At 76.7% G+C, this 21,651-nt stretch carries 11 protein-coding genes; 2 read left to right on the forward strand and 9 right to left on the reverse strand.

Features of this window, described 5'->3' with window-relative positions; all coding sequences use genetic code 11:
- Positions 1–65: 65 nt before the first annotated feature.
- From FGD68_RS13270 to FGD68_RS13280, 3 genes are all read right to left on the reverse strand, one after another.
- On the reverse strand, positions 66–1,148 hold the full coding sequence (locus FGD68_RS13270; RefSeq protein WP_119373186.1) for a 1-deoxy-D-xylulose-5-phosphate reductoisomerase: 1,083 nt from the start codon (positions 1,146–1,148) through the stop codon (positions 66–68).
- 8 nt (positions 1,149–1,156) lie between these two features.
- On the reverse strand, positions 1,157–2,164 hold the full coding sequence (locus FGD68_RS13275) for an FKBP-type peptidyl-prolyl cis-trans isomerase (protein WP_237609551.1): 1,008 nt from the start codon (positions 2,162–2,164) through the stop codon (positions 1,157–1,159).
- A gap of 110 nt (positions 2,165–2,274) precedes the next feature.
- Positions 2,275–2,787: an OsmC family protein gene (locus FGD68_RS13280; protein WP_119373187.1), complete on the reverse strand. Its 513-nt coding sequence runs from the start codon at positions 2,785–2,787 to the stop codon at positions 2,275–2,277.
- Between the two features lie 71 nt (positions 2,788–2,858).
- Here FGD68_RS13280 and gabT point away from each other — a divergent pair, with 71 nt between their 5' ends.
- Positions 2,859–4,274: a 4-aminobutyrate--2-oxoglutarate transaminase gene (gene gabT, locus FGD68_RS13285; protein ID WP_119373188.1), complete on the forward strand. Its 1,416-nt coding sequence runs from the start codon at positions 2,859–2,861 to the stop codon at positions 4,272–4,274.
- Complete coding sequence (locus FGD68_RS13290; protein WP_119373189.1) at positions 4,274–5,284, forward strand: asparaginase; 1,011 nt, start codon at positions 4,274–4,276, stop codon at positions 5,282–5,284. Before gabT ends, FGD68_RS13290 begins: the two co-directional genes overlap by 1 nt.
- On the opposite strand, the gene FGD68_RS13295 is transcribed toward FGD68_RS13290, so the two are convergent.
- The 6 genes from FGD68_RS13295 to FGD68_RS13320 form a co-directional block, all read right to left on the reverse strand.
- Positions 5,274–8,762 (reverse strand): FtsK/SpoIIIE domain-containing protein, encoded by a 3,489-nt coding sequence (locus FGD68_RS13295; protein ID WP_237609552.1) that lies wholly within the window; start codon positions 8,760–8,762, stop codon positions 5,274–5,276. The genes FGD68_RS13290 and FGD68_RS13295 overlap by 11 nt on opposite strands.
- Before the next feature lie 90 nt (positions 8,763–8,852).
- Complete coding sequence (locus tag FGD68_RS13300) at positions 8,853–11,384, reverse strand: transglutaminase-like domain-containing protein (RefSeq protein ID WP_237609553.1); 2,532 nt, start codon at positions 11,382–11,384, stop codon at positions 8,853–8,855.
- Positions 11,381–12,841, reverse strand: a complete 1,461-nt coding sequence (locus FGD68_RS13305) for a DUF58 domain-containing protein (RefSeq protein WP_237609554.1) — start codon at positions 12,839–12,841, stop codon at positions 11,381–11,383. The genes FGD68_RS13300 and FGD68_RS13305 overlap by 4 nt, the downstream gene beginning before the upstream one ends.
- Entirely contained in the window at positions 12,838–13,896 is a 1,059-nt protein-coding gene (locus FGD68_RS13310; protein WP_104237225.1) for an AAA family ATPase, read from the reverse strand. The genes FGD68_RS13305 and FGD68_RS13310 overlap by 4 nt, the downstream gene beginning before the upstream one ends.
- Positions 13,897–13,955: 59 nt before the next feature.
- Positions 13,956–19,988: an Ig-like domain-containing protein gene (locus FGD68_RS13315; RefSeq protein WP_237609555.1), complete on the reverse strand. Its 6,033-nt coding sequence runs from the start codon at positions 19,986–19,988 to the stop codon at positions 13,956–13,958.
- Positions 19,967–21,529, reverse strand: a complete 1,563-nt coding sequence (locus FGD68_RS13320; protein ID WP_237609556.1) for a serine/threonine-protein kinase — start codon at positions 21,527–21,529, stop codon at positions 19,967–19,969. The genes FGD68_RS13315 and FGD68_RS13320 overlap by 22 nt, the downstream gene beginning before the upstream one ends.
- Positions 21,530–21,651: the final 122 nt, after the last annotated feature.

The following is a 21,651-nucleotide window of genomic DNA, read 5'->3' on the forward strand; positions in this document are numbered from 1 at the left end:
CGCGTTCGACCTGGTCCCGACGGTCGAGGCGGTCGCCGCCCTCGGTGACGGTCAGGCCCAGACGGTCAGACCCCGAGCACCCGGTCCGCCTCGGCGCGCGCCCAGCGCTCGGCCTCGGCCAGCGTCTCGCGCGTGAGGGGCCCGGATGCGGGCTCGTGGGCGTCGACGACACGGCCGATGGTGTCCACGATGTCGAGGAACCCCGCGCGCCCCGCGTGGAACGCCTGCACGGCCTGCTCGTTCGCCGCGTTGTAGACGGCCGGGTAGGTGGATCCCGCGGCACCGACCTGCTTGGCCAGCAGCACGGCGGGGAAGGCCTCGTCGTCCAGCGGCTCGAAGGTCCACGTCGCCGCGCGGGTCCAGTCGATGGGCACGCCGACGTCGTGCATGCGGTGCGGCCAGTTCAGCCCGAGCGCGATGGGCAGGCGCATGTCCGGCGGGGATGCCTGCGCGAGCGTCGACCCGTCGATGAACTCGACCATGGAGTGGATCATCGACTGCGGGTGCACGACCACGTCGATCCGCTCGTAGGGCACGTCGAACAGGAGGTGCGCCTCGATGACCTCGAGGCCCTTGTTCACGAGCGTCGACGAGTTCGTGGTGATGACGAGGCCCATGTCCCAGGTCGGGTGCGCGAGCGCCTCGCGCGGGGTGACGTGCTCGAGCTCGGAGCGCGTGCGGCCGCGGAACGGACCGCCGGACGCCGTGACGACGAGCCGCCTGACCTCCTCCGCCGTGCCGCCGCGGAGCGCCTGCGCGATGGCGGAGTGCTCCGAGTCGACGGGGACGAGCTGGCCCGGCGCCGCGAGACCGCGCACCAGCTCGCCGCCGACGATGAGCGACTCCTTGTTCGCGAGGGCGAGTGTGCGGCCCTCCTCCAGCGCGGCGAGGGTGGGGCCGAGCCCCACGGATCCGGTGATGCCGTTGAGCACCACGTCCGCGTCGACCGAGCGGATGAGCTGCTCCGCCTCGTCCGCGCCGAGGGCCGTGTGCTCGACGCCCGCGACGCGCGCCTGCTCGGCGAGCGCCTCGCGCTTGCTGCCGGCGCCGAGACCCACCACCTCGAACAGCTCCGGGTGCCGGGCGACGACCTCGAGGGCCTGCACGCCGATGGAGCCCGTGGATCCGAGGATGATGACGCGGCGCACGGCTCCTCCTACTGGGCCGGAGCGGACTGGGTGCCGAGGATGTCGACGACGAACACGATGGTGTCGGTGCCGCCGATGTCGGTGCCCTGGCCCTTGTCGCCGTAGCCGTCGGCGGGCGGGATGATCGCGATGACCTGCGAGCCGACCTTCTGGCCGACGAGCGCCTTCGTGAAGCCGGGGATGACGCCGCTCGTCTGGAACGAGACCGGCTTGGCGCCCTTGTCCCAGCTCGAGTCGAAGACCTTCTTGGTGTTCCAGTTGATGCCCGTGTACTGCACCGTGACGTTGGCGCCGTCCGTGACCTCTGCGCCGTCACCGACCTTGAGGTTCGCGATCTTGGTCTCGGTGGGCGGCGCGGCGTCCGGGATGGTGATGGTGGGCGCCCCGTTGTCCGCGAGGGTGACCGTCGGGAAGCCCTCAGGTGCCGGCTGGTCCGCGCCGTCGGCGCGCGTGGGGACCTGGCTGAGCACGTCCACCACGATGACGATGGGGTCGTCGGCGCCGAGGCCGAGGGTCGTCGCCTGCTCGGCGGCGAAGCCGTCCGCCGCGGGGACGACCGCGACGATGCGCGATCCGACCGTGGTGCACTCGACCGCACGGACGACGCCGGGGACGAGCGCGCTGTCGTCCAGGGTGGCCGGGAGCGGGGAGTCCGCGTTGTAGGCGAGCTGCGAGATGGCTTCGCCGGTCTTGCCGTTGTACGCGGCGAGCGCGATGTTCGCGGTGGCGCCGGCGGCGACCTCCGCGCCGTCGCCCTGCGTGACGACGGTGCGCTCGGTCGTGTCGACCGTGAGCGGACCGTCGACCGTGACCTCGGGGGCCTTGCCGAAGTCGCCGGAGACCTTGACGGACTTCGACGCGTCGCCCGACGGGGTGTCGATGCAGGACGCCCCCGCGGTGCGTGCGCCGGCCGTCGGGCTCGCGGACGGATCCGCGTTCGGCGTGCCGCTGCTGGAGCATGCGGACAGCGCCAGGACGGCGGCCGCGGCCAGGGTGAGGGGGATGCGTCGCTTCACGTGAGTCGCTTTCATCGGCGCGCCGGACGCACCAGTTATGTAGGAGGGACTCGCACAGTCTGCCCGAACCGGCCGGGGACCGGCTGACAGGGCGCGAGCAGAGAGCCGGGTCAGGCGCCCGCGGGGTCCGCCGGGTCCGCGGGGTCCGCGGGGTCCGCGAGCACCGTGCGCGGCTCGTGGTGGACGGGGAAGTTGACGGAGCTCGCGATGAAGCAGCGCTCCGAGGCGCCCTGGTGCAGCGACATCGCGAGCTCGACGTGCGCGGGATCCCGCACGGTGACGACGGGTCGCAGCGTGACCTCGACGAAGTGCCCGCCCCCGTCGTCCGTCTGCCGCATCGTGCCGGTGGGCTCGTCGCTGTAGCCCACGACCACGACGCCCGCCATCGCGGCGGCGTGCAGGTAGCTGAGCAGGTGGCACTGCGCGAGCGCGGAGATGAGGGTCTCCTCCGGGTTCCAGCGATCGACGTCACCGCGGAACGGGCGGTCGGCGGATCCCAGGAGGTCGGGCTTCCCGGCCGCGCGGACGACGTGGTCGCGGCCGTAGGAGCGGTAGTCGGACGTGCCGGATCCGCGGTCGCCCGTCCACTCGAGGGACAGGGCGTACCGGTGCTCGATCTGCATGGGATCACGCTAGCGAACGGCGCCGCGGCCCTTCCGGATCCCGCTGCCCGCGCGGGTAAACTCGCCGGATCATGACAGACACCCTGGACTCCGCCCGCGTCGGCATCCCTGCCGGCTCCGCCTCCGACTCCCCCGCCGCGGCCGCCCGCGACGCGCGCCCGCAGGTGCCGCAGGAGCGACACATCGTGACGGAGATCCCCGGCCCGCTCTCGCGCGAGCTGCACGAGCGCCGCAAGCGCGTGGTGCCGCCCGGCGTCTCCTCCCTGCTCCCCGTCTACATCTCCCGCGCGCACGGCGCGATCGTGGAGGACGTGGACGGCAACCGCTTCATCGACCTCGGTGCCGGCATCGGCGTGACCACGGTCGGCCACACGCGCCAGGAGGTCGTGGACGCGGCGACCGCGCAGCTCGGCGACGTGATCCACACGCTCTTCACCGTGACGCCCTACGAGGAGTACGTGCGCGTGGCGGAGCTGCTCGCGGAGCACACGCCCGGCACGCACGAGAAGCGCACGGTGCTGGTGAACTCGGGCGCGGAGGCCGTGGAGAACGGCGTGAAGATCGCGCGCAAGCACACGGGTCGCCGCGCGGTGGCTGTGCTCGACCACGGCTACCACGGCCGCACCAACCTCACGATGGCGATGAACTACAAGGCCTCGCCCTACGGCACCGGCTTCGGGCCCTTCGCCGGCGACGTCTACCACGCGCCGAGCTCGTACCCGTATCACGACGGCCTCTCGGGCGCCGAGGCCGCGGCCCGCACCATCTCGTACCTCGAGAAGCGGATCGGCGCGACCGACCTCGCGTGCGTCGTCGCGGAGCCGATCCAGGGCGAGGGCGGCTTCATGGTGCCGGCCGACGGCTTCCTGCCCGCGCTCCAGGAGTGGTGCACGGCGAACGGCGTCGTGTTCATCGCGGACGAGATCCAGTCGGGCCTCGCGCGCACCGGCCGCTTCTTCGCGAGCGAGCACCTCGGCCTCGTGCCCGACCTCGTGCTCACCGCCAAGGGCATCGCGGGCGGCCTGCCGCTCGCGGGCGTGACCGGACGCGCCGAGATCATGGACTCCGCGCTCCCCGGCGGCCTGGGCGGCACGTTCGGCGGCAACCCGGTCGCAGCGGCCGCCGCGGTGGCCGTCTTCGAGGCGATCGAGACGCACGGGCTGCTCGACGAGGCCACGCGCATCGGCGACCACCTGCACCACGCGCTCGCGGACCTGCAGGAGGAGCACGACATCATCGGCGACGTGCGCGGCATCGGCGCGATGGTCGCCATCGAGCTCGTGCAGCCGGGCACGGGATCCACCACGAAGGAGCCGAACGCGGACGCGGTCGCGGCCATCGCGGCGTACTGCCACGCGCACGGCGTGATCATCCTCACCGCGGGGACGTACGGCAACGTCCTCCGGTTCCTGCCGAGCCTCGCGATCTCCGAGGAGCTGCTCGACGACGCGCTCGGCGTGATCGCCGACGCGTTCCGGGCGCTCTGATGGCGGCGGCCGTCGAGACGATCCCCGTCCAGGGCGCCGTCGAGCTCGCGGTGCTCGAGCGGAGCGGCTTCGTGGAGTCGCGCCACATCGGCGCGGCCGTCGTGCTGTCGCCCGAGGGCGAGGTGCTGCGAGAGGTCGGGGACGCGACGACGCCCGTGTTCCCGCGCTCCAGCATGAAGCCGTTCCAGGCCCTCGCGGTGCTGGCGAGCGGCGCGGAGCTCACCGAGGAGGAGCACGTGCTCGCCACGGCGAGCCACGCGGCGACCGCGCGACACGTGGAGGTGGTGCGGGGGATCCTCGCGAAGGCCGGGCTCGACGAGTCCGCGCTGCGCTGCCCCGCCGACTGGCCGCTCGACCGGGCCGCGCGCGACGATCTCGTGCGCGCAGGGATCCCCGCCTCCCCCGTGTACATGAACTGCTCCGGCAAGCACGCCGCGATGCTGCTCGCCTGCGTGACGAACGGCTGGTCGACCGACGACTACCTGCACCCGGACCACCCCCTGCAGGTGCGGATCCGCGACGTGGTCGAGCGCTTCACGGGAGAGCGGATCGCCACGACGGGCATCGACGGGTGCGGTGCGCCCGTGCACGCGATGTCGCTGACGGCGCTCGCGCGCGGGATCCACCGCATCGCGACCTCCGCGCCCGGCTCGCCTTTCGCGCTGTACCGGCACGCGGCAGCCCTCACCGCTGCCGTGCGCGCCCACGGCTGGGCGATCGACGGGCCCGGCCGCGCGAACACCGTCGTGATCGAGCGGCTGGGCCTCTTCGCCAAGGGCGGGGCCGAGGGGATCATGATCATGACAGCCCCCGACGGCACGACGGTGGCCTCGAAGACGCTCGACGGGAGCCTCCGGGCGTCCACCATCGTGGCGCTCGAGCTGCTCGCCCAGGCGGGCGCGATCACGCGGGACGACGTGGAGCGCGTGCGCCCCGAGCTCGACCTCCAGGTGCTCGGCGGCGGCGTGCCGGTGGGCGGGATCCGGGTGTCGCCGACGCTCATCGGCTGATCCCGGCAGGCTGCGCGCGACGCGGCGGGTCGGCGGGGAGCGCCGTGGGTGCCGCCGGCACCGTCGGTGCCGCGGGTGCCTCCCCGTAGACCGGCCCATCGGGCGGCCCCGCCGTCGCCGGCGGCCACGAGCAGCGGCGCACGTCGCCGTCGGGCGTGACGAGCCAGGCGCGCCCGGGGATCGGCGCGAGGGGCGGCGGCACCGCGCGGACGCGGAGCAGCGTGCGCGCGTCCCGCGGGGTGCAGCCCTCCAGCACGACGTCGCCGGCACGACGGAGGTCCGCGAGGAGCGGGCCGCGCATCAGCCAGGCGTCGGGATCCCCGACCACGACCCGGGGACGCGCTGCGCGGCCGCCAGCGTCGTGCACGCCGTGGCCGACGGCGGCTCGCGTCGAGATCCCGATCCCGTCCGCGGCCGGACCGGGGAACGGCTGATCCGCGCACCAGCCCGGCGGGACCCGCGCGGCCTCGACCGCGTCGACGCCCCGCTGGCGGAGTCGCGCGACCGCGGCGGCGGACGACGGCGTCACGAGCGCATGCACGGCGTCGCCCGAGAGGAACACGCGGGGCGCGGGGTCCGCTGGCTCCCGCGCACCGGACCCCTCCGCATGCTGGACGGACGCGCTCTCGACCTCGGGCGGAATGGCCACCTGGATCCGCTCGCCGCGCCACTCCCCCGCTCCGGGCTTCGGGCGGGCATCGAAGAGGCGGCTCTCGCCGCCCGCCAGGACGTGCTCCTGCCGGGTCGGGAGCGGGAGGATCACGGGCGGTCCCGAGGCGGCCGTCACACCCTGGAGCGACCCGCCCGCCCGACGGCAGGCGACGGCGAGCGCCACCCCGGCGTGGGGCCCCTCGCGGACGATGGCGGTCAGCCCCTCGAGCAGGGCGGCCTGGTGCTCGGGTCCCAGGCGGGAGACGGCGACGTCGAGGTCGTCGGCCAGCACGACGAGCGGATCGCGCGGCCCGTGCGGGTCGCGGATGCGGGCGACGACGCCGGCGACCGCATCCCAGCAGCCCTCCGCGTCCGCGGGCACGTGGATCACCTCGGCGCCGGCCACGGCGGCGGACGCGGCGATGGTGCGCAGGCACGTGCTGCGGCCGGATCCCGGGCCGCCGACGACGAGCAGGTGGCCGTCCGTCGCCGGGCACCACACGGCCGTCGCGCGCCGCTGCTCCGCGGGCAGGTCGACGAGGGCGAAGGGCATGGGGGACGCGCCGGATGCGAGGGCCGCGGATCCGCGCCTGGGGAGGGGCGGCACCGCGTCGAGGTCGGCGAACGGGATGGACGCGGGCAGCGGATCCAGCCACGGGCGCCGGACGGGGACGGGGGTCGCGCGGGCGGCGGCGACGCGGGCGAGGTCGCCAGCCGTCGTGACGGCCACCTGGAACGGGCGCGCCGGCGCGCCATGCGCCCCGACGAGGCATCGACCGGAGGGCGCGTCGGCGAGGCGGGCCGCGTCGACGGTGCCGAGGAGCGCCCGGCTGTCCGCCTCGTTGTTGACGCGGAGCGAGAGGCGGAGGTCGCAGTTGGCGAGCACCGCGTCGCGCACGACGCCGGCGGGACGCTGGGTGCAGAGCACGAGGTGCATGCCGAGCGAGCGGCCCCGGGCGGCGATGTCGGCGACGACCTCGTGCAGGCCGTCCTGGTCGGCGAGGAGGGCGGCCAGCTCGTCGACGACGATGACGAGGCGCGGCAGCACGCCCGCCGCGGCGGGGTCGTCGACGTCGCGTGCGCCGGCGTCGCGGAGGACGCGCTCGCGATGCCGGATCTCCGCGCGCAGGCTCTCGAGAGCGCGGCGCGCGCCCTGGCCGTCGAGGTCGGTGACCAGGCCGACGGCGTGCGGCAGGACGAGCAGCGGGTCGAACGCCGCGCCGCCCTTGAAGTCGACGAGGAGAACGGTGACCTCCTCGGGCGGATGCGCCGCCGCGAGCGCCGCCATCCAGGTGACGAGGAGCTCGCTCTTGCCGCTCCCCGTGGTGCCGGCGACGACCGCGTGCGGGCCGTCCGCGACGAGGTCCACCGACACGGGACCGTCGTGCCCGACGCCGATGACCGCCGCGAGCGTGCGCGGACGGCGGGGGCGCGTCAGGCGGTCCCGCTCGGTGCCGGATCCGTCGCCCGCCGCGAGCCCGGGAGCCGACGGGGCCGGGTCGCCCGCGGCCGGCTCGTCGACGGCCGGCGGCTCCGCGAAGGGCGGCTCGGCGGCCAGCAGGTCGGCAGCCAGCAGGTCGGCGAACGGCACGCGCGGCGGGAGGGGCGCCCGCGCCGCCGCGAGCCCGCGCCGCCGCGCGAGGTCGGCCAGCTCGTCCGCGAGGCGCTCCACCTCCGTGAGGGACACGAGGTCGGGACGCACCAGGCCGGTGCGGGTGAGTCGCGGCACCGGGATGCCGTCGTCGTCGGGCGGGAGGACGTGCGCGGCGGGATCCGCGGAGGCGCCGGGGCCGAGGGCGGCCGGGGCGGCAGGCGCCGGGTCGGCCGCGAGGATCCGCGCCGTGCCGGGGCTCCGGACGTCGAGCACCGTGCGGCACGCGGCGGGGAGCGACTCGACCCGCGGCGCCGCGGCGAGCACGACCTCCCGCCCGCCGAGCGCGAGCCGGATCGCCCACGCGCCCGGCTCCCTTGGCGCGATGCGCTCCGCGGCCGGTCGGTCGGCGCCGGCCCGCTCCTCGCGGAGTCCGTCGGCCGCGTGCGGCAGCCGCTCGAGCCAGTCCCACTCGGGCCCGGCCGGGCGGGACGCGATGCGCAGGTCGTCCGGCGGGAGGGCGTGCACGAGCTGGACGACGACGCCCCGGAGCACGGGCGCGACCAGGGCGGGGGCGCCCCGCAGCCCGAGGCCGCCGGTGGCGGAGACGAGGACGGGCGCGTCGGGGACCCAGCGGACGAGATCCGCCCACCGTGCCGGATCGTGGAGGGAGGCGCCGGACGCCGATCGCGCACCGGCGGAGACGCGACGGGTGCGCCGCCGCAGGGACCGCAGGAGCGGACGACGCAGGAGCATGCCGCGCCCGTCCCGCGCGTCGGCATCCGGCACCCGCGCGTCCGGATCGCCGCGCCAGACCATGCCGCTCGGCACCTCGCCCGTGCCGAGCGCCACCGGGAGCGGGCCGTCGCCGTCCGGATCCGCCCGCCAGAGGAGCGCGGGGTTGGCGCTCCCGTCGAGGATCTCGCGCGCGGACGGCGCCCGGGAATGCAGGGCGACGCGGGCGGCGGCGACGCGCGCCCGTACCTCGGCGTGCAGGCGCGCGACCGCGGCGCGGGACTCGCGTTCGACCCGGCGGGCGGAGCGCCGGCCGGAGATGCGCTGATCCGCGACGCCCGCGATCGCGACCACGGGCCCGAGCGCCGCGAACAGCAGCGCGTACGGCGAGCGCGTGACGGCCCAGACGCCGACGCTGACGACGAGGGGCGCCGCGACGCCGAGCACGGGGAACGGGGGCGGCGGCGCGGGAGCGGGCGACGGGGGCGGGGAGATGTCCACCGGGCGAGGACACCACGGTCGTCGTGCCCCGGCGGCGCGGTGCCCGCACCTCGTGGACGCCGCGCGCGACGGGATCCTGGGGAGGAGGCGTCAGGGGCGCGGGCGGCGCCGCCGGGCACGCGCTCCCGCGAACCGCGCGCGGCCGTCGCCGTCGCCGCCCGCGCCCCGCCCGCGCCGCAGCGACGCCAGCGACACCATCGCGCGGAGCCGCTGCCGCCGGGTCCGCCCCGCGTCCATGCGCGCCGCGAGCTCGTCGACGCGGCGCCAGGAGGCGTCGGCGAGCGGATCCGGCACATCGCCCGGCGCGAACGCCGACTCGTCGGCCACGTCGGCGAGCCCGCGCGCGCCGCCCACGCCCACGAGCCGCGCCACCTCGCGCCGCGTGGCCTGCACGGGCGGCACGAGGCCGCGGTCGAGCGCGCCGTCGTGGAACTCGTCCCACGCGCCGCCGACCCGGTCGCGGGCCACCGCGGCCCGGCGCCTCCGCCGTCGGCGCGCGACCTTCGCGCCCACGACGGCGAGGGACGGCGACGCCGCGAGCCCCAGCCCGAGCAGCGACCAGCCGGCCACGCTCACGGCGGCGAGCACGGCCTGGAGCGCGGGATCCGTCTCCGGCCGGTCGTCGCGGCTCGCGTCCGGCGGCGTGCGGTCCTCGGGCTCGGCCTGCTCCTCGACGGGCGGCGGCAGCACGGTCTGCGGGCGGGCGACCTCGGTGGGCTCGTCGGGCAACGCGTCGGGCACGTCGCGGACCGGCGGGTTCGGATCGACGGCCACCCAGCCGGAGGACGCGGTGTCGACCTCGATCCAGGCGGTGACGTCGGATCCCTGGATCCGCACGGGCCCGCCGAGCGCGTCCCGCACGGCGGCCTCGCCGGGCGCGAAGCCCATCACGACGCGGACGGGGAAGCCGAGGTCGTCGGCCATGAGTGCGGCCGCGACCGCGTACTGCTCCGCGTCGCCCAGCATGGGGCGCGTCGTGAGGAGGTCGGCGATCCGCTCGGCCGAGTGGCCCGACCGGCTGAAGGGCGCGTCGCCGACGCCGTGGCTGACGTAGCCGTCGGCGCGGAGTGCCGAGATCGCGGCGACGAGCTGCGCGCCGGGCGACGCCGAGGTGCCGACGCCCGCGTCCGCGCCGCCCGCGGTCGCGCCGTCGGGGGCGGCGGTGGACGCCTCCACGCGCGCGGCGATCTCGTCGGGCACTCCCGTGGGGCGCGGGGCCACGGCGTCGCCCGGGCGCTCGTCGGCGAGCGCCTCCAGCGGCGGCGTCGACGCGACCACGGCCTCGATCTCGTACGCGTCGCCGGCGGTCAGCCCGCCGATCACGGCGCCGGTGGCGGTCGCGTCGTCGTAGTAGAAGGAGTCGGCGAGGCGTCCGCCGTCGTCGCCCGCGAAGGCGATGCGCTCGAGGCGGCCCGCGCCCGGCAGCCACACGCCGCGGTAGGCGTCGACGACGACGTCGAGGGTGACGTCGTCGCCCGCGACGCCCGTCTGGTCGAGCCGGTACGGCACGCGCGCGAAGGTGCCGGAGGCCTGCCCCGTGCGCGACGCGTCGACGCTGCCGCGCGCGCCGCCCGTGCCGTAGACGACGCCGTCGTAGGTGTCGAGGGCGGCGAGTCGCACCCGGCCGCCGACGGGCAGGCCCGCGACCGTGAGCAGCGTCTCGTCGGCCGTCGGCGTCTTCCAGTAGGTGCGGAAGGACGAGAGCGGGCTGACCTGCTCGCGCGGATCGAACGGCTGCTCGATCGTGGAGCGGAGGCCGGTCCGGGACGCGTCGGGCGGGGCCGCGCCCGTGGCGGCGACGCCCGCGGCCAGGGCGGCCGCGAGCACGACGACCGCGGAGACCCCGGCGCGGGCGCCCGAGCGGCGTCGGTCCGACGCGGACTCCACGGGGATCCCCGCCTGCCGGCCGAGGCGCCGGACCGCGCGGTGGCGTCGGCGCCAGCGGCAGCGCGCGATCCACAGCAGGGCCGCCGCGAGCCAGGCCAGCGCGACCGGGACGAGGAGGCCAGCGGCATCGGGCGCGTCCGGGCCCTGGCTGCGGTCGGGGCCGAGGGCGGCGGCGACGACGAGGATCACGAGGGAGGGGATCACCGCGAGCTCGGGCCGCCGGGAGCGCAGGGCCACGGAGACGCCGATCACGGACCCCAGCAGCACGAGCGCGAACGCGGGCACGAGGAGCGCCTGGTAGTCGCCGACCGGGAGCGCGATGGTCAGGAGCCGCACGATGCCGAGGGACGCGCCCTCGACGAGCTCGCCGAGGCCAGCGAGCGTGGGCAGCCAGCCGTCGACCGCGCCGGAGGGCACCGCGAGCGGCACGCCGAGCGCGAGGAACGCCACGAGGATCGCGGACGCCACCACCGCGCTCCCCCAGCGGAACCGGGCGCCCGCGACCGCGAGGAGCGTCCCGACGACCAGCGTGATCCCCGCCATCCGCACGAACGACGCGTCGCGGTAGACGGGCCAGAGGGCGGCCGCGGCGAGGCCGGTGAGCAGTGCGATCGCGACGGCCGGGACGAGCGTGCGGCCGGGGTCGCGGGATCCGGCGGGGACGCGGGGGCGGGCGGCGCGACCGGGAGCCGCGCGGCGGGCGACGCGGGCGCCGGCGGGACCCCGCGCGCTCACGTCGCGCTCCGCTGCAGGGCGCCGCGCAGGTCCTCGAGGTAGCCGATCGTGAGGACCGACAGGTCGCCGAGGCGGCGGAGCCCGGGCTCGACCTCGGGGTCGCAGACGACCGCGACCACCTGCACGCCGGGCGGGAAGCCGACGGCGGCCGCGCGGATCGCGGCGGGTGCCGCTCCCGTGCCGCAGACGAGGAAGACGACGGACACGCCCGCGACCTCGTCGGCGGCCGCGCGGGCGAGCTCGACGAGCGACGCCGCGCGGTCGGAGGCGCCGATCTCGGCGAGGTCGTCGAGGAGGCGGTCGCGCGTGACGGTGGCGAGCCGGCGGAGGCGGGCGGAGCGGGATCCGGGCGGACCCTGGCGCGCGACGGTGCGGGCGAGCCCGGGCAGCGTGGGCGCGGTCGGGGGGCGGCGCGCGCGTCGCGCCGCCCTGTCGGCGCTCGCGACGACCTGCAGGGTCCGCGCGTCGACGATGGCGCGCGCGCCCAGGGATCCGACGACGCTCACGGCCAGCTCGAACTCGGCGTCGGCGCTGGATCCGGCGAGCGCGCCCGCGGCATGCCCCGCCGCGACCGTGGTGCCGCCCGCCGGGATCGCCGTCGCGTCCTCCACCGGGCTGGCAGCGCCGTCCCCGTAGTCGCCCGCGTGCAGCGACAGCGCCACCATGATGTGGCTCCGCCGGGTCTCCTCGAAGCGCCGCACCATGTGCACGCCGGTCTTCGCGGTCGAGCGCCAGTGGATGTGCCGCACCGGGTCGCCCGGCACGTACTCGCGGAGCGACTGGAACGACACGTCGCTGTCGGTGAGGTCGCGCGTGGCGCGGCCCTCGAGGTCGCGGACGAAGCCCGTGCTCGTGCTGGGCATCGCGAGCGTGCGCGGGTGCACGAGCAGGCGGGTCGCGGCGGCCTCGGCGGACTCGCGGCGCACCAGGCCGATCGGGTCGCCGCGGACGATGCGCGCGGGGCCGAGCGCGATCACGCCGCGGCGCGAGGTCGGCACGACGAACACGTCCTCGTGGGAGTGGCCGTGCGCGAGGGAGGGGACGTGGACCTCGGCGAGACCGGATCCGACCGGCACCTCCACCGTGAGGCCGACCGCGCGGCGGCGCAGCGGGTTCCGCACGGCGACGGTCGCGGGCGCGCGCTCCCCCGCGACCACGCGGTCGCGCGGCAGGCGCAGCGACACCTCGACCCCGGAGGATCCGACGAGGTGCAGCAGCGCGATGACCCAGAGGGCGGCGGCGGTCCAGGCGACCGCGACCAGCTCGCGCCAGCCGAGCGCGTACCCGACGGCGCCCGTGACGACCGCGGCCAGCGCGACGACGCGGCCGAGCGGCGTGACGACCGCGACGAGGCGCGCGAGGGCGTGGCGCCGCGGGGCGGCGGCGGGATCGAGCGGGGACGCGACGGCGGCGGGATCCGGTGCGGCGGCCGCGCCGCGCATCCCGACCGCGCTCATCCGCCCGACCGCGCGCCGGCGGCGGAGGCGCCCGAAGCGGAGGGCCCCGCGACGTGCGACCCCGTGGCGGCCCGACCGCCCGACGCCCCGGCGTGCCCGTCGCGCGGCGGCGCGGTCTCGATGAGGATCTGCGACAGCACGCTCGTGGGCGTCACGCCGTCGAACTCGGCCTCGGGATCCAGCAGCAGGCGGTGCGCGAGCACGGGCTCGGCGAGGGCCTTCACGTCGTCGGGCACGACGTAGTGCCGGCCGTCCGCGGCGGCCCAGGTGCGGGACGCGCGCACGAGCGCGAGGGCACCGCGCACGCTCGCGCCCAGCCGCACCTCGGGCGCGGTGCGGGTCGCGTCGACCAGGCGCACCACGTAGTCGGCGACCGCGGGATCCACGTGCACGGTCCCCGCGCGCTCCTGCAGCGCCCGCACGGCGGCGGCCGACGCGACGGGCGCGAGCGTCACGTCGTGCGCGCTCACGGACGCGCCCTGCAGGATCCGCAGCATCGACTCGTGGTCGGGGTACCCGATGGAGGTGCGCAGCAGGAACCGGTCGAGCTGCGCCTCGGGCAGCGCGTAGGTGCCGGCCTGCTCGATCGGGTTCTGGGTCGCGATGACCATGAACGGGTGGCCGACGTCGTACGGGGTTCCGTCGACCGTGACGCGGCCCTCCTCCATCACCTCGAGGAGCGCGGACTGGGTCTTCGGGCTCGCGCGGTTGATCTCGTCGGCCAGCACGATGCTCGCGAACACCGGCCCGCGGTGGAACTCGAACTCGCCCGTGCGCTGGTCGTAGACGCTGACGCCCGTGATGTCGCCGGGCAGCACGTCGGGCGTGAACTGCACGCGGCTGTGCGTGCCGTCGACGGTCTGCGCCATGGCGCGCGCGAGCGAGGTCTTGCCGGTGCCGGGCACGTCCTCGAGCAGCAGGTGCCCGCCCGTGACCATGGCCGTGAAGGCGAGGCGCACGACGTGCGACTTGCCGAGGAGCACCTGCTCCACGTTGCGCACGAGCCGCGCGAACTCGTCCTGGAAGGCGCGGGCCTCGTCGGCGGTCATCGTCATGGGTGCGTGCCTCTCGGGTACGGCCGCGTCGTCCGGCGTGAGGGCCGCGGGTTCGGCCGTCATCCGCGGTGGGCGTACGTGTACAGGGTGCCCGAGTTCGCGGTGACGCGCACCTCGAGGATCCGCTCGCCGCCGGCCGGGACCGCGCAGGATCCGGCCGCGCCCGACGACGCGTCGGTCCACGCGCCCTGGCCGCCGCAGCGCCACTCGCTGCGCGCGTACCCGCCGGCGTCCGAGACGCGCGCGCCGCGTCCGGCGGCCGGCGGCATCGAGGTCCACGAGAACGTCGTGACTCCCGCATCGTCGGTGGCGGACCGCACGTCGCCCGCGCGCGCGTCCACGGCGGTGCCGGCGGGGACGGGATCCGACCAGCCGCTCGACCGCGGTCGCCCGTCGCCCGAGTCCTCGACGACGCGCACCTGGATCGAGGCGCCGACGCCCGTGCGCGGCAGCGTGAGCGCCTGGCCGACGCCGATCGGCACGCCGTCGCCCTGCCCGTCGACCCGGTACAGCAGCTGGGCGGACGCGGACGCGCTGCCGGGCCGGTAGCGGGCGTCGGCGAGGACCGCGCGGAAGACGCCGTCGGCGGACCGGTCCGGGCTCGGCAGGTCGACGCGGACGACGGGCGTGGACGGCGCCGTGCGCGGGGTGAGCTGCCCGGCCTCGACGACCGTGCAGCCCTGGCTGTTGGCGGCGAGCACGGCGAACGCGACGGGCTGGTCGGTGGCGAGGCCCGTGAAGACGTGGCTGGTCGCGCCGCCCACCTCGACCGCGGGACCGTGCTGGGCCGACCACGGCGACACGCCCTCGGTGGGCACCGTGCAGCCGGGCGCGGATCCCGGGGCGTACGCGGCGACGAGGTAGCGGATCCCGTCGACTCCCTGGCCCTGGAACGCCGGCCACGAGACGGTCACGCGCGTCTCGTCGGTCGCGTCGGCGACCGCGGTGGGCGCGCCGGTGGCGGTCGGGGCGCCGCGCGGCGTGCCCGTCGCGGTGGCGGTGAGCCACGCGGTCCCGTCCTGCACCTGCGCGCTGTTGCGCGCGGCCACCGAGACGGCGACGGGCACCTCGGCGACGAGCGACGGATCCCGCACCTCGACGCTCGTGGCGTCGGCCGGGACCTGCCGGGTGAGGCCGCCCACCCCCACGACGTACTGCGTGACGGGGCTCGACGACGACGGCACGGCCGACGGCTGCCACGAGAGGCGCAGCCCGTCGACGAGCGGCTCGACGGCGAGGCCCGCGGGCGCGGGCGGGAGCACGTCCGACCAGAGGCCCGCGATCGAGACGGGGTCGGAGGTGCCCACGCCGTTCACGGCGGAGACCTCCACCTGCACCGAGTTGGCGGGCCCGTTGCCGGGGGTCGGCACGGTGCAGGTCGTCGACGGGCAGGTGACGGTCGCGGTCGCCGTGCCGCCGCGGAGCACGCGCAGCTGGTAGCCCGTGATGGCGGATCCGTTGAATGCGCCCGGCTCGAACGCGACGGTGAGCGAGCGGTCCGCGAAGCCGGAGGCCCGCAGGGCCGTGACGGGTCCCGGGCGGTCCTGCACGTGGATCACGACGGTGCCGAACGCTGCCCGGCCGGCGTCGCCCGTGGCGTCGCGCACCTCGTACTGCACGCGCACGTCGCCGGGCTCGGCGTCGGCTGATGCGCTCACGGAGAGCGTCGCGCGGTCAGCCGACGGCGTCACGGTCACGCCCGCGGGGAGGCTCGCGCCGTCGGCGCCGCGGATGGACGCGACCGTGAGCGGCGTGCCCGGGAAGGGGTTGCCTGCCTGGTCGTTGGCGAGCACGTCGACGGTGGTGGAGGATCCGCGGGTCACGGTGCCCTCGTCCGTCGCGGGCTGCGCGAGCGGGCGCGTCGACGGCACGACGCGGAGGTCGATGCGGCCCGCGCGCCCGGTCTGCGTGGCGTCGCGGACGCTCACCGGGAACGACGCGGCCTGCCCCGTCGCGACGCCCTCGTCGGCGGAGATGCGGAGCGTGCCGCCGTCGACGGACGCGCGGAACCCGGCGGCGACGGATCCCTCCAGCGCGAAGGCGAGCTGCCCGCGGTCGTCCTGGTACGGATAGGTGGTGAGGCGGCCGAGGTCGACGTCCTTGGACTGCCCGGGCTCGAGGTCGATGACCGCGCCCGTGAACACGGGCGGCTGGTTCTCGGTGGGCGTCACGGTGATCGGCAGCACGAGCGCGGCCGTGCGCCCGCCCGCGCCCGACCCGTCGGTCACGGTGAAGGAGATCGCCGCCGGCCCGAAGTACCCGGGCTCGCTCTGGTACGCGATGGTGTCCTCGTCCACGAGCTCGACGGGCCCGGCGGCGTGCGTCGCCGACAGCGAGTTCGGATCCGCGATGCGCACGGCCCGGCCGCCCGCCGCGACCACCTGCTCGTCGAGGTCGACCACGAGCCGCTCGCCGCTCGGCACGGTCGGCCGCGGCTCGCCCACGCGCAGCTGCGGCAGGGTGTCCTCGAAGCCGGGCACCCAGACGAAGGCCGTCGTGGAGATGGTCGGGTCGTCGGGCTGCGTCACCGTGAACGGGACGATGCGGCGCTCGTCGCCGACCTCGACGCGGATCCGGCCGTCGTCCGTCACCCGCGCGACGTCCTCGTAGCCGGCGCCGACGGCGAGCACGAGCGACGACGCGTCGCCCTCCGCGGAGAACACGTTGCGCATGACGTCGACGTCGACGGACGAGCGGTCGAGCACGTCGGAGAGCTGGAGCACCGTGTCGCGCGCGACCGGGCGGGTGGGCGGCGCGGCGGGATCCACGATCACGGTGAGGAACGCCTCGTCGCTGCCGCCGCGCGCGTTGCGCACGCCGTACACGAAGCCGTAGCGGCCGGCGGCCTCGGGCGCGACGACGCGCACGGTGTCGCCGTCGAGCCCCGCGACGACGCCCTCCGCCTGCGGCTGCACCGAGACGAGCGAGAGCGCGCCGCCGTCCGGATCCGTGTCGTTGGCCAGCACCTGCACGCGGAGCACGCGGCCCGGCCGCACGGTCACGGTGTCGGCGGTGGCGACGGGGTTCCTCGCGCCCTCGACGCGCGGGCTGATGCCCACGCGGATCGTGCCGGTCGCCCGCGCGCCCAGCCCGTCGACCACGGCGTACGCGAACGCGTCGGTGCCGGTGGAGTAGTCGCCCGCCTGGTAGTCGATCCAGTCCGGCCCCACCTCGACGACCTGGCCCTTCTCGGGCCCGGTGTCCTGCCCGAGGAGCCGCACCGAGTCGCCGTCGGGGTCGATGCCGGTGAGCGGCACGGGGATCCGCACGGTCTCCCCCGCGAGCACGCGCGCCGTGAGCGGGCGCGGCACGGGCTCGGCGTTGGTCGCGACGTCGGCCTCGCGCACGGAGACGGTGAGCGTCGCGGTCGCCCACTGCCCGTCGGGCGCGACGGCGCGGTAGACGGCGGTGTAGTCGCCCGTGCGGCCGGGCGCGAGGTAGCGGAGGCGGTCCTCGCTCGCGAAGAGGAGGCCGGCGCCGTCGGGCAGCGGATCCACGAGCACGGGGTCGAGGCGGAGCCGGTCGCCGTCGGGCTGCTGGTCGTTGGCGAGCACGGGGATGTCCACCGCGTCGCCCACGCGCACAGCCACGCGGTCGTCGGTCGCGACGGGCGGCTGGCGCACGGCCGGCTCGGGCACCTCGATCACGGTGATCACGCCGGTCGCCTCGGCCACGCCGTTGCTCACGCGGTACTCCACGTCCACCGGACCGTCGAGCGGCCGGGTGAGGCTGATCCGCACGAGCCGCTGCCCGACGACCTCGGCGCGCACGCCCACGGCGTCGCCGGGCGAGACGGCGTCGGTGATCACGAGCACCCCGCCCGCGGGGTCGAAGTCGGTCTGGAGCACGTCCACGTCCTGCGCCTGGAGCGCGCGCACGAACACGGTGTGCGGCACGGTCACGGGCCGGCCGTCCGACGCGGGCGCGCCGCGCACCTCGACGCGCACGACGCCCGTGGCCGTCGTCCGCCCGTCGGTCACCGTGTACTCGAGCAGGTGCGTGCCCGCCTGGCCGCCCTGGAGGCGGAAGGTGCCGGCCTCGAGGTCGGGCGTGATCTGCACGCCGGCCCGCGCGGGCACGGCCGCCAGCCGGATCGCGCCGCTCCCGCCGCGCGCGTGCGTCAGCGGCTCGACCGTGATCTCGCGCCCGATCGCCGCCTGCACGACGAAGGCCTCGGCCACGAGCGGCACGTCCCCGGCGCGGCGCACGGTGACGACCAGCTCGCCCGCCCCCTCCTCGCGCCCGTCGGACACCTGCAGCGCGACGGTCCGCGTGTCGCCGCCCGCCCCGGCGTCCGTGTAGACGACGCGCCCCTCGGGCTTCCAGCTGACGGCGTCGGGCGCGGGGACGCTCGCGCGCGTGAGGTACATCGGATCCCCGTCGGGGTCGTACCAGCCGCCCAGCACGTCGGTCTGCAGCCGGTCGCCCTCCGCGACCGTGCCCGTCGCGGGCCGCGACTGCTCGGGCGGCGAGTTCTCGTCGGCCCCCCGCACGGCGACGCGCACGTCGGCCGTCGCGGTGCCGCCGCGCCCGTCGCTCACGACGTAGGAGAACCGCACGGTGCCGGACGCGCCCGCGGCGAGCGCGAGCTGGAGGCCCTGGCCCTCGTCCACGATGACGACCGCGCCGACCGCCGCGTCCACGGGCGTGACGGAGTCGATCACGAGCACGTCGCCGTTCGGGTCGTGGTCGTTGAGGAGAACGGGCAGCGCGGTGGTGCGGCCGGGGCGCGCGCCGAGGTCGTCGTCGACCGCGACGGGCGGCTGCTGCACGCGGTCGGTCTCGGGCGGGGTGTCCGCGGTGTTCTGCTCGACGACCGTGTCGGAGCGGTCGCGGTCGATGAGGTCGGCCCAGTTGTCGATGAGTCCCGCGTCGCCCTGCACGGCCCACGCGGCGCCGCCGCGGGTGTCGTTGAGCACCACGCGCGATCCGTCGACCACGAAGCGCAGGGCGGCCTGCTGCGGCATGGATCCGATGCCGCTCGTGGCGCCCGCCGCCGTGCGCCGGGCGTCCTGGTCGCCGTCGCCCCCACCCGCGAGGGTCGCGGGCGCGAGGCAGCGCTGCCACGCGGATCCATCGGTCCAGCCCGCGAACTCGCAGCCGGCCACGCGGACGGGACGCGCGGGGTCGCCGCGCACGTCGCCTGTCACGACGACCGGATCCCCGCCCGCGACGGGCACCTCGACGAGCCCGCCCGAGTGCGCGACCAGGACGCCGCTGCCGTCCGACGACGCGCGCTGGAGGGCGACGCGCGCGTCCGCGGCCACGGATCCGGCGAGGTCGACCGTCCGCCCGTCGACGAGGAGGGCGCGCGCGTCGGCGTCGTACAGCGCCCAGTGGCCGTCGATGGACGTGAGCGCGAGGCGCTGGCCGGCGGGCCGGCCGGCATCCCCGGCCTGGACGGTCTCGCCCGCGAGGGCCGCCGCGGGATCGGCGGGGGCGTCGGCCGCCGCGGCCACGGGCGCGCCGACGGGCCCGACGTCGACCGTCTCCCGCACGGTGTCCTCGGTCGCGGCCTGGATGCGCGACAGCGTCCCCGTCGCGGCCGAGTACACGAGCAGCGTGCCGTCGTCACCCATGGACGCGACGGCGTCGGCCCCGAGGATGAGCGTGGGCGCGCTCGCGGCGTCGAACGCGGAGAGGCCGGCGACCGGCACGAGCCACAGCTGGCCCGTCGCCGGCACGAGGATCGCGGCGCGCGATCCCGCGAGCATGACCTCGGCGCCCGCGGGCAGCGGTGCGGTGTCGACCACCTCGCTCGTCGCGTCGTCGACCACGTCGAGCCGCGAGCTGCCGCGGTCGGCGAGCAGCACGGTGGATCCGGCCTGCAGCACGTCGATGTCCTCGCTGCGGGACTCGACGACGCTGTCGAGCTCGAGCACGGCCGTGTTGGCGCGGCCGATCGCCTGCTGCGCGGAGTTGACGACCCACACGGATCCGTCGTCGAGGTCGACGCGCTGCGCCTGGTAGCCGTCCGAGACGAGCGCGAAGCCCGTGAGGAGGGCGAGCACGACGGCCCCGCCGGTGACGGTCGCAGCGGCCTGGCGGTGGCGGCGGATCCACTCGCGGATCATCGCGGGAGCTCCGCGCACTTCTCCGTCGACGTCTTCCCGGCGATGCCGTCGCGCGTGACGGTGACGCGGATGCAGGCGCGGTCGCCCGTGCCGGCGCCCGCGGTGCCGCCCGAGCCGGACGTCACCCGGAAGGTCGTGTCGCGCTGCGTGCTCGGCAGCCCGCCGTCGCGCACCACCTGGTACGCGTCGCCGGCGCCGAGGCCGGGGTCGCTCCAGGAGAACAGCACGCCGTCGGCTGCGGCTGAGGCCTGGATCTCGCCCACCACCGGGATGTCGCGCGTCGCGTTCCCGCCGCCCGACCCGCCGAGGAGCACGCCCACGGCCACGCTCGCGACGATCGCGCCGGCCGCGGCCGCCGCGAACGCCACGCGGTGCCGCGCGAGGAACGCGCGCCGGCCGGGGAGGGTGGTCCGGACCGGGGCGGAGAGTCCGACGGGCCCGGAACCGGACCGGCCGAGGGAGGTGGACGCGGATCCCGCCCGGACCTGCTCGGACGCGGTCGCCGGGACGCCGGGACGCGCCGCGCCGCCCGTCTGCCGCGCCACCGCGGGCGCCGGCTTCCGCCGCGCGCGCCGGATGCCCGCCGCGCCGCCCGGCCCGGTCGTCCCCGGATCCACCTGCGCGATGCCGCGCACGCGCGTCGGGTCGTCCTCCTCGTCGACGCCCGCCGCGACGGCCGACGCCCACTCCTCGCTCGCGACCTCGAGCGGCGTCTGCGCCAACCGGAGCTCCGCCTCCACCGCCTGCAGCTCGCGCACGAAGGCGAGCGCCGACTCCGGCCGGGCGTCCGGCTGCCGCGACATCGCGCGGCGGAGCACCAGCTCGAGCCGCTCGGGCACGTCGGCGCGTCCCGTCGGCAGGGGCCGCGCCCGCTGGATCCGCGCCACGAGGTCCGCGGGCGCGTTCTGCCCGCCGGGCAGCTCGAAGGGGCTGCGCCCGGCGAGCAGCGAGTACACGGTCGCGGCGAGCGACCACACCTCGCTCCGCACGGTGCCGGGGCTCTCGTCGGCGAGCACCTCGGGCGCCGACCACGGGATCGAGAGGCCCACCGCGTCGGTCGCGGCGGCGTCCTCGAGCGTCGAGGCGATGCCGAAGTCGCTGAGCACGGGGTGGCCGAACGCGGTCGTCAGGATGTTGGCGGGCTTGATGTCGCGGTGCAGCACGCCCGCGCGGTGGGCGGTCTCCACGGCGCTGGCGATGCGGATCCCCACGCGCAGCACCTCCGCGACGCCGAGCGGCTCGCGCCGGTACCGGTCGCTGAGGCTCGACGAGCACAGCTCCATGACGAGGTACGGGCGGCCGTCGGCGGCGACGGACGCCTGGTGCACGGTGAGCACCGACGGGTGCGCGCTCAGCTGCGCCATGAGGTCGGCCTCGGCGCGGAACATGGCGCGGAGGCGCTCGGTCACGATCTCCGCGAGCATCACCTTCACGGCGACCTGGCGGCGCGGCATGTCCTGCTCGTAGAGGAACACGTCGGCGAAGCCGCCGGAACCGAGGACCGTCACGTAGGTGAACCCCGGCAGCACCGGCGGGGCGGACGGCAGGCGTCTGGCCATGGCCCCCTCTTCGGGTCGGGACCGACGGCAGGGGCTCTTGCGGGCGGCGGATGGATCTCTCGCTGTGAGACGAGTCTAGGTCGCTGATCCGCGCGGGTACACGGATCAGCGGCCTCCTGACG

This window comes from Clavibacter californiensis, from assembly GCF_021952865.1.
In the GTDB taxonomy this organism is placed as follows: Bacteria; Actinomycetota; Actinomycetes; order Actinomycetales; family Microbacteriaceae; genus Clavibacter; species Clavibacter californiensis.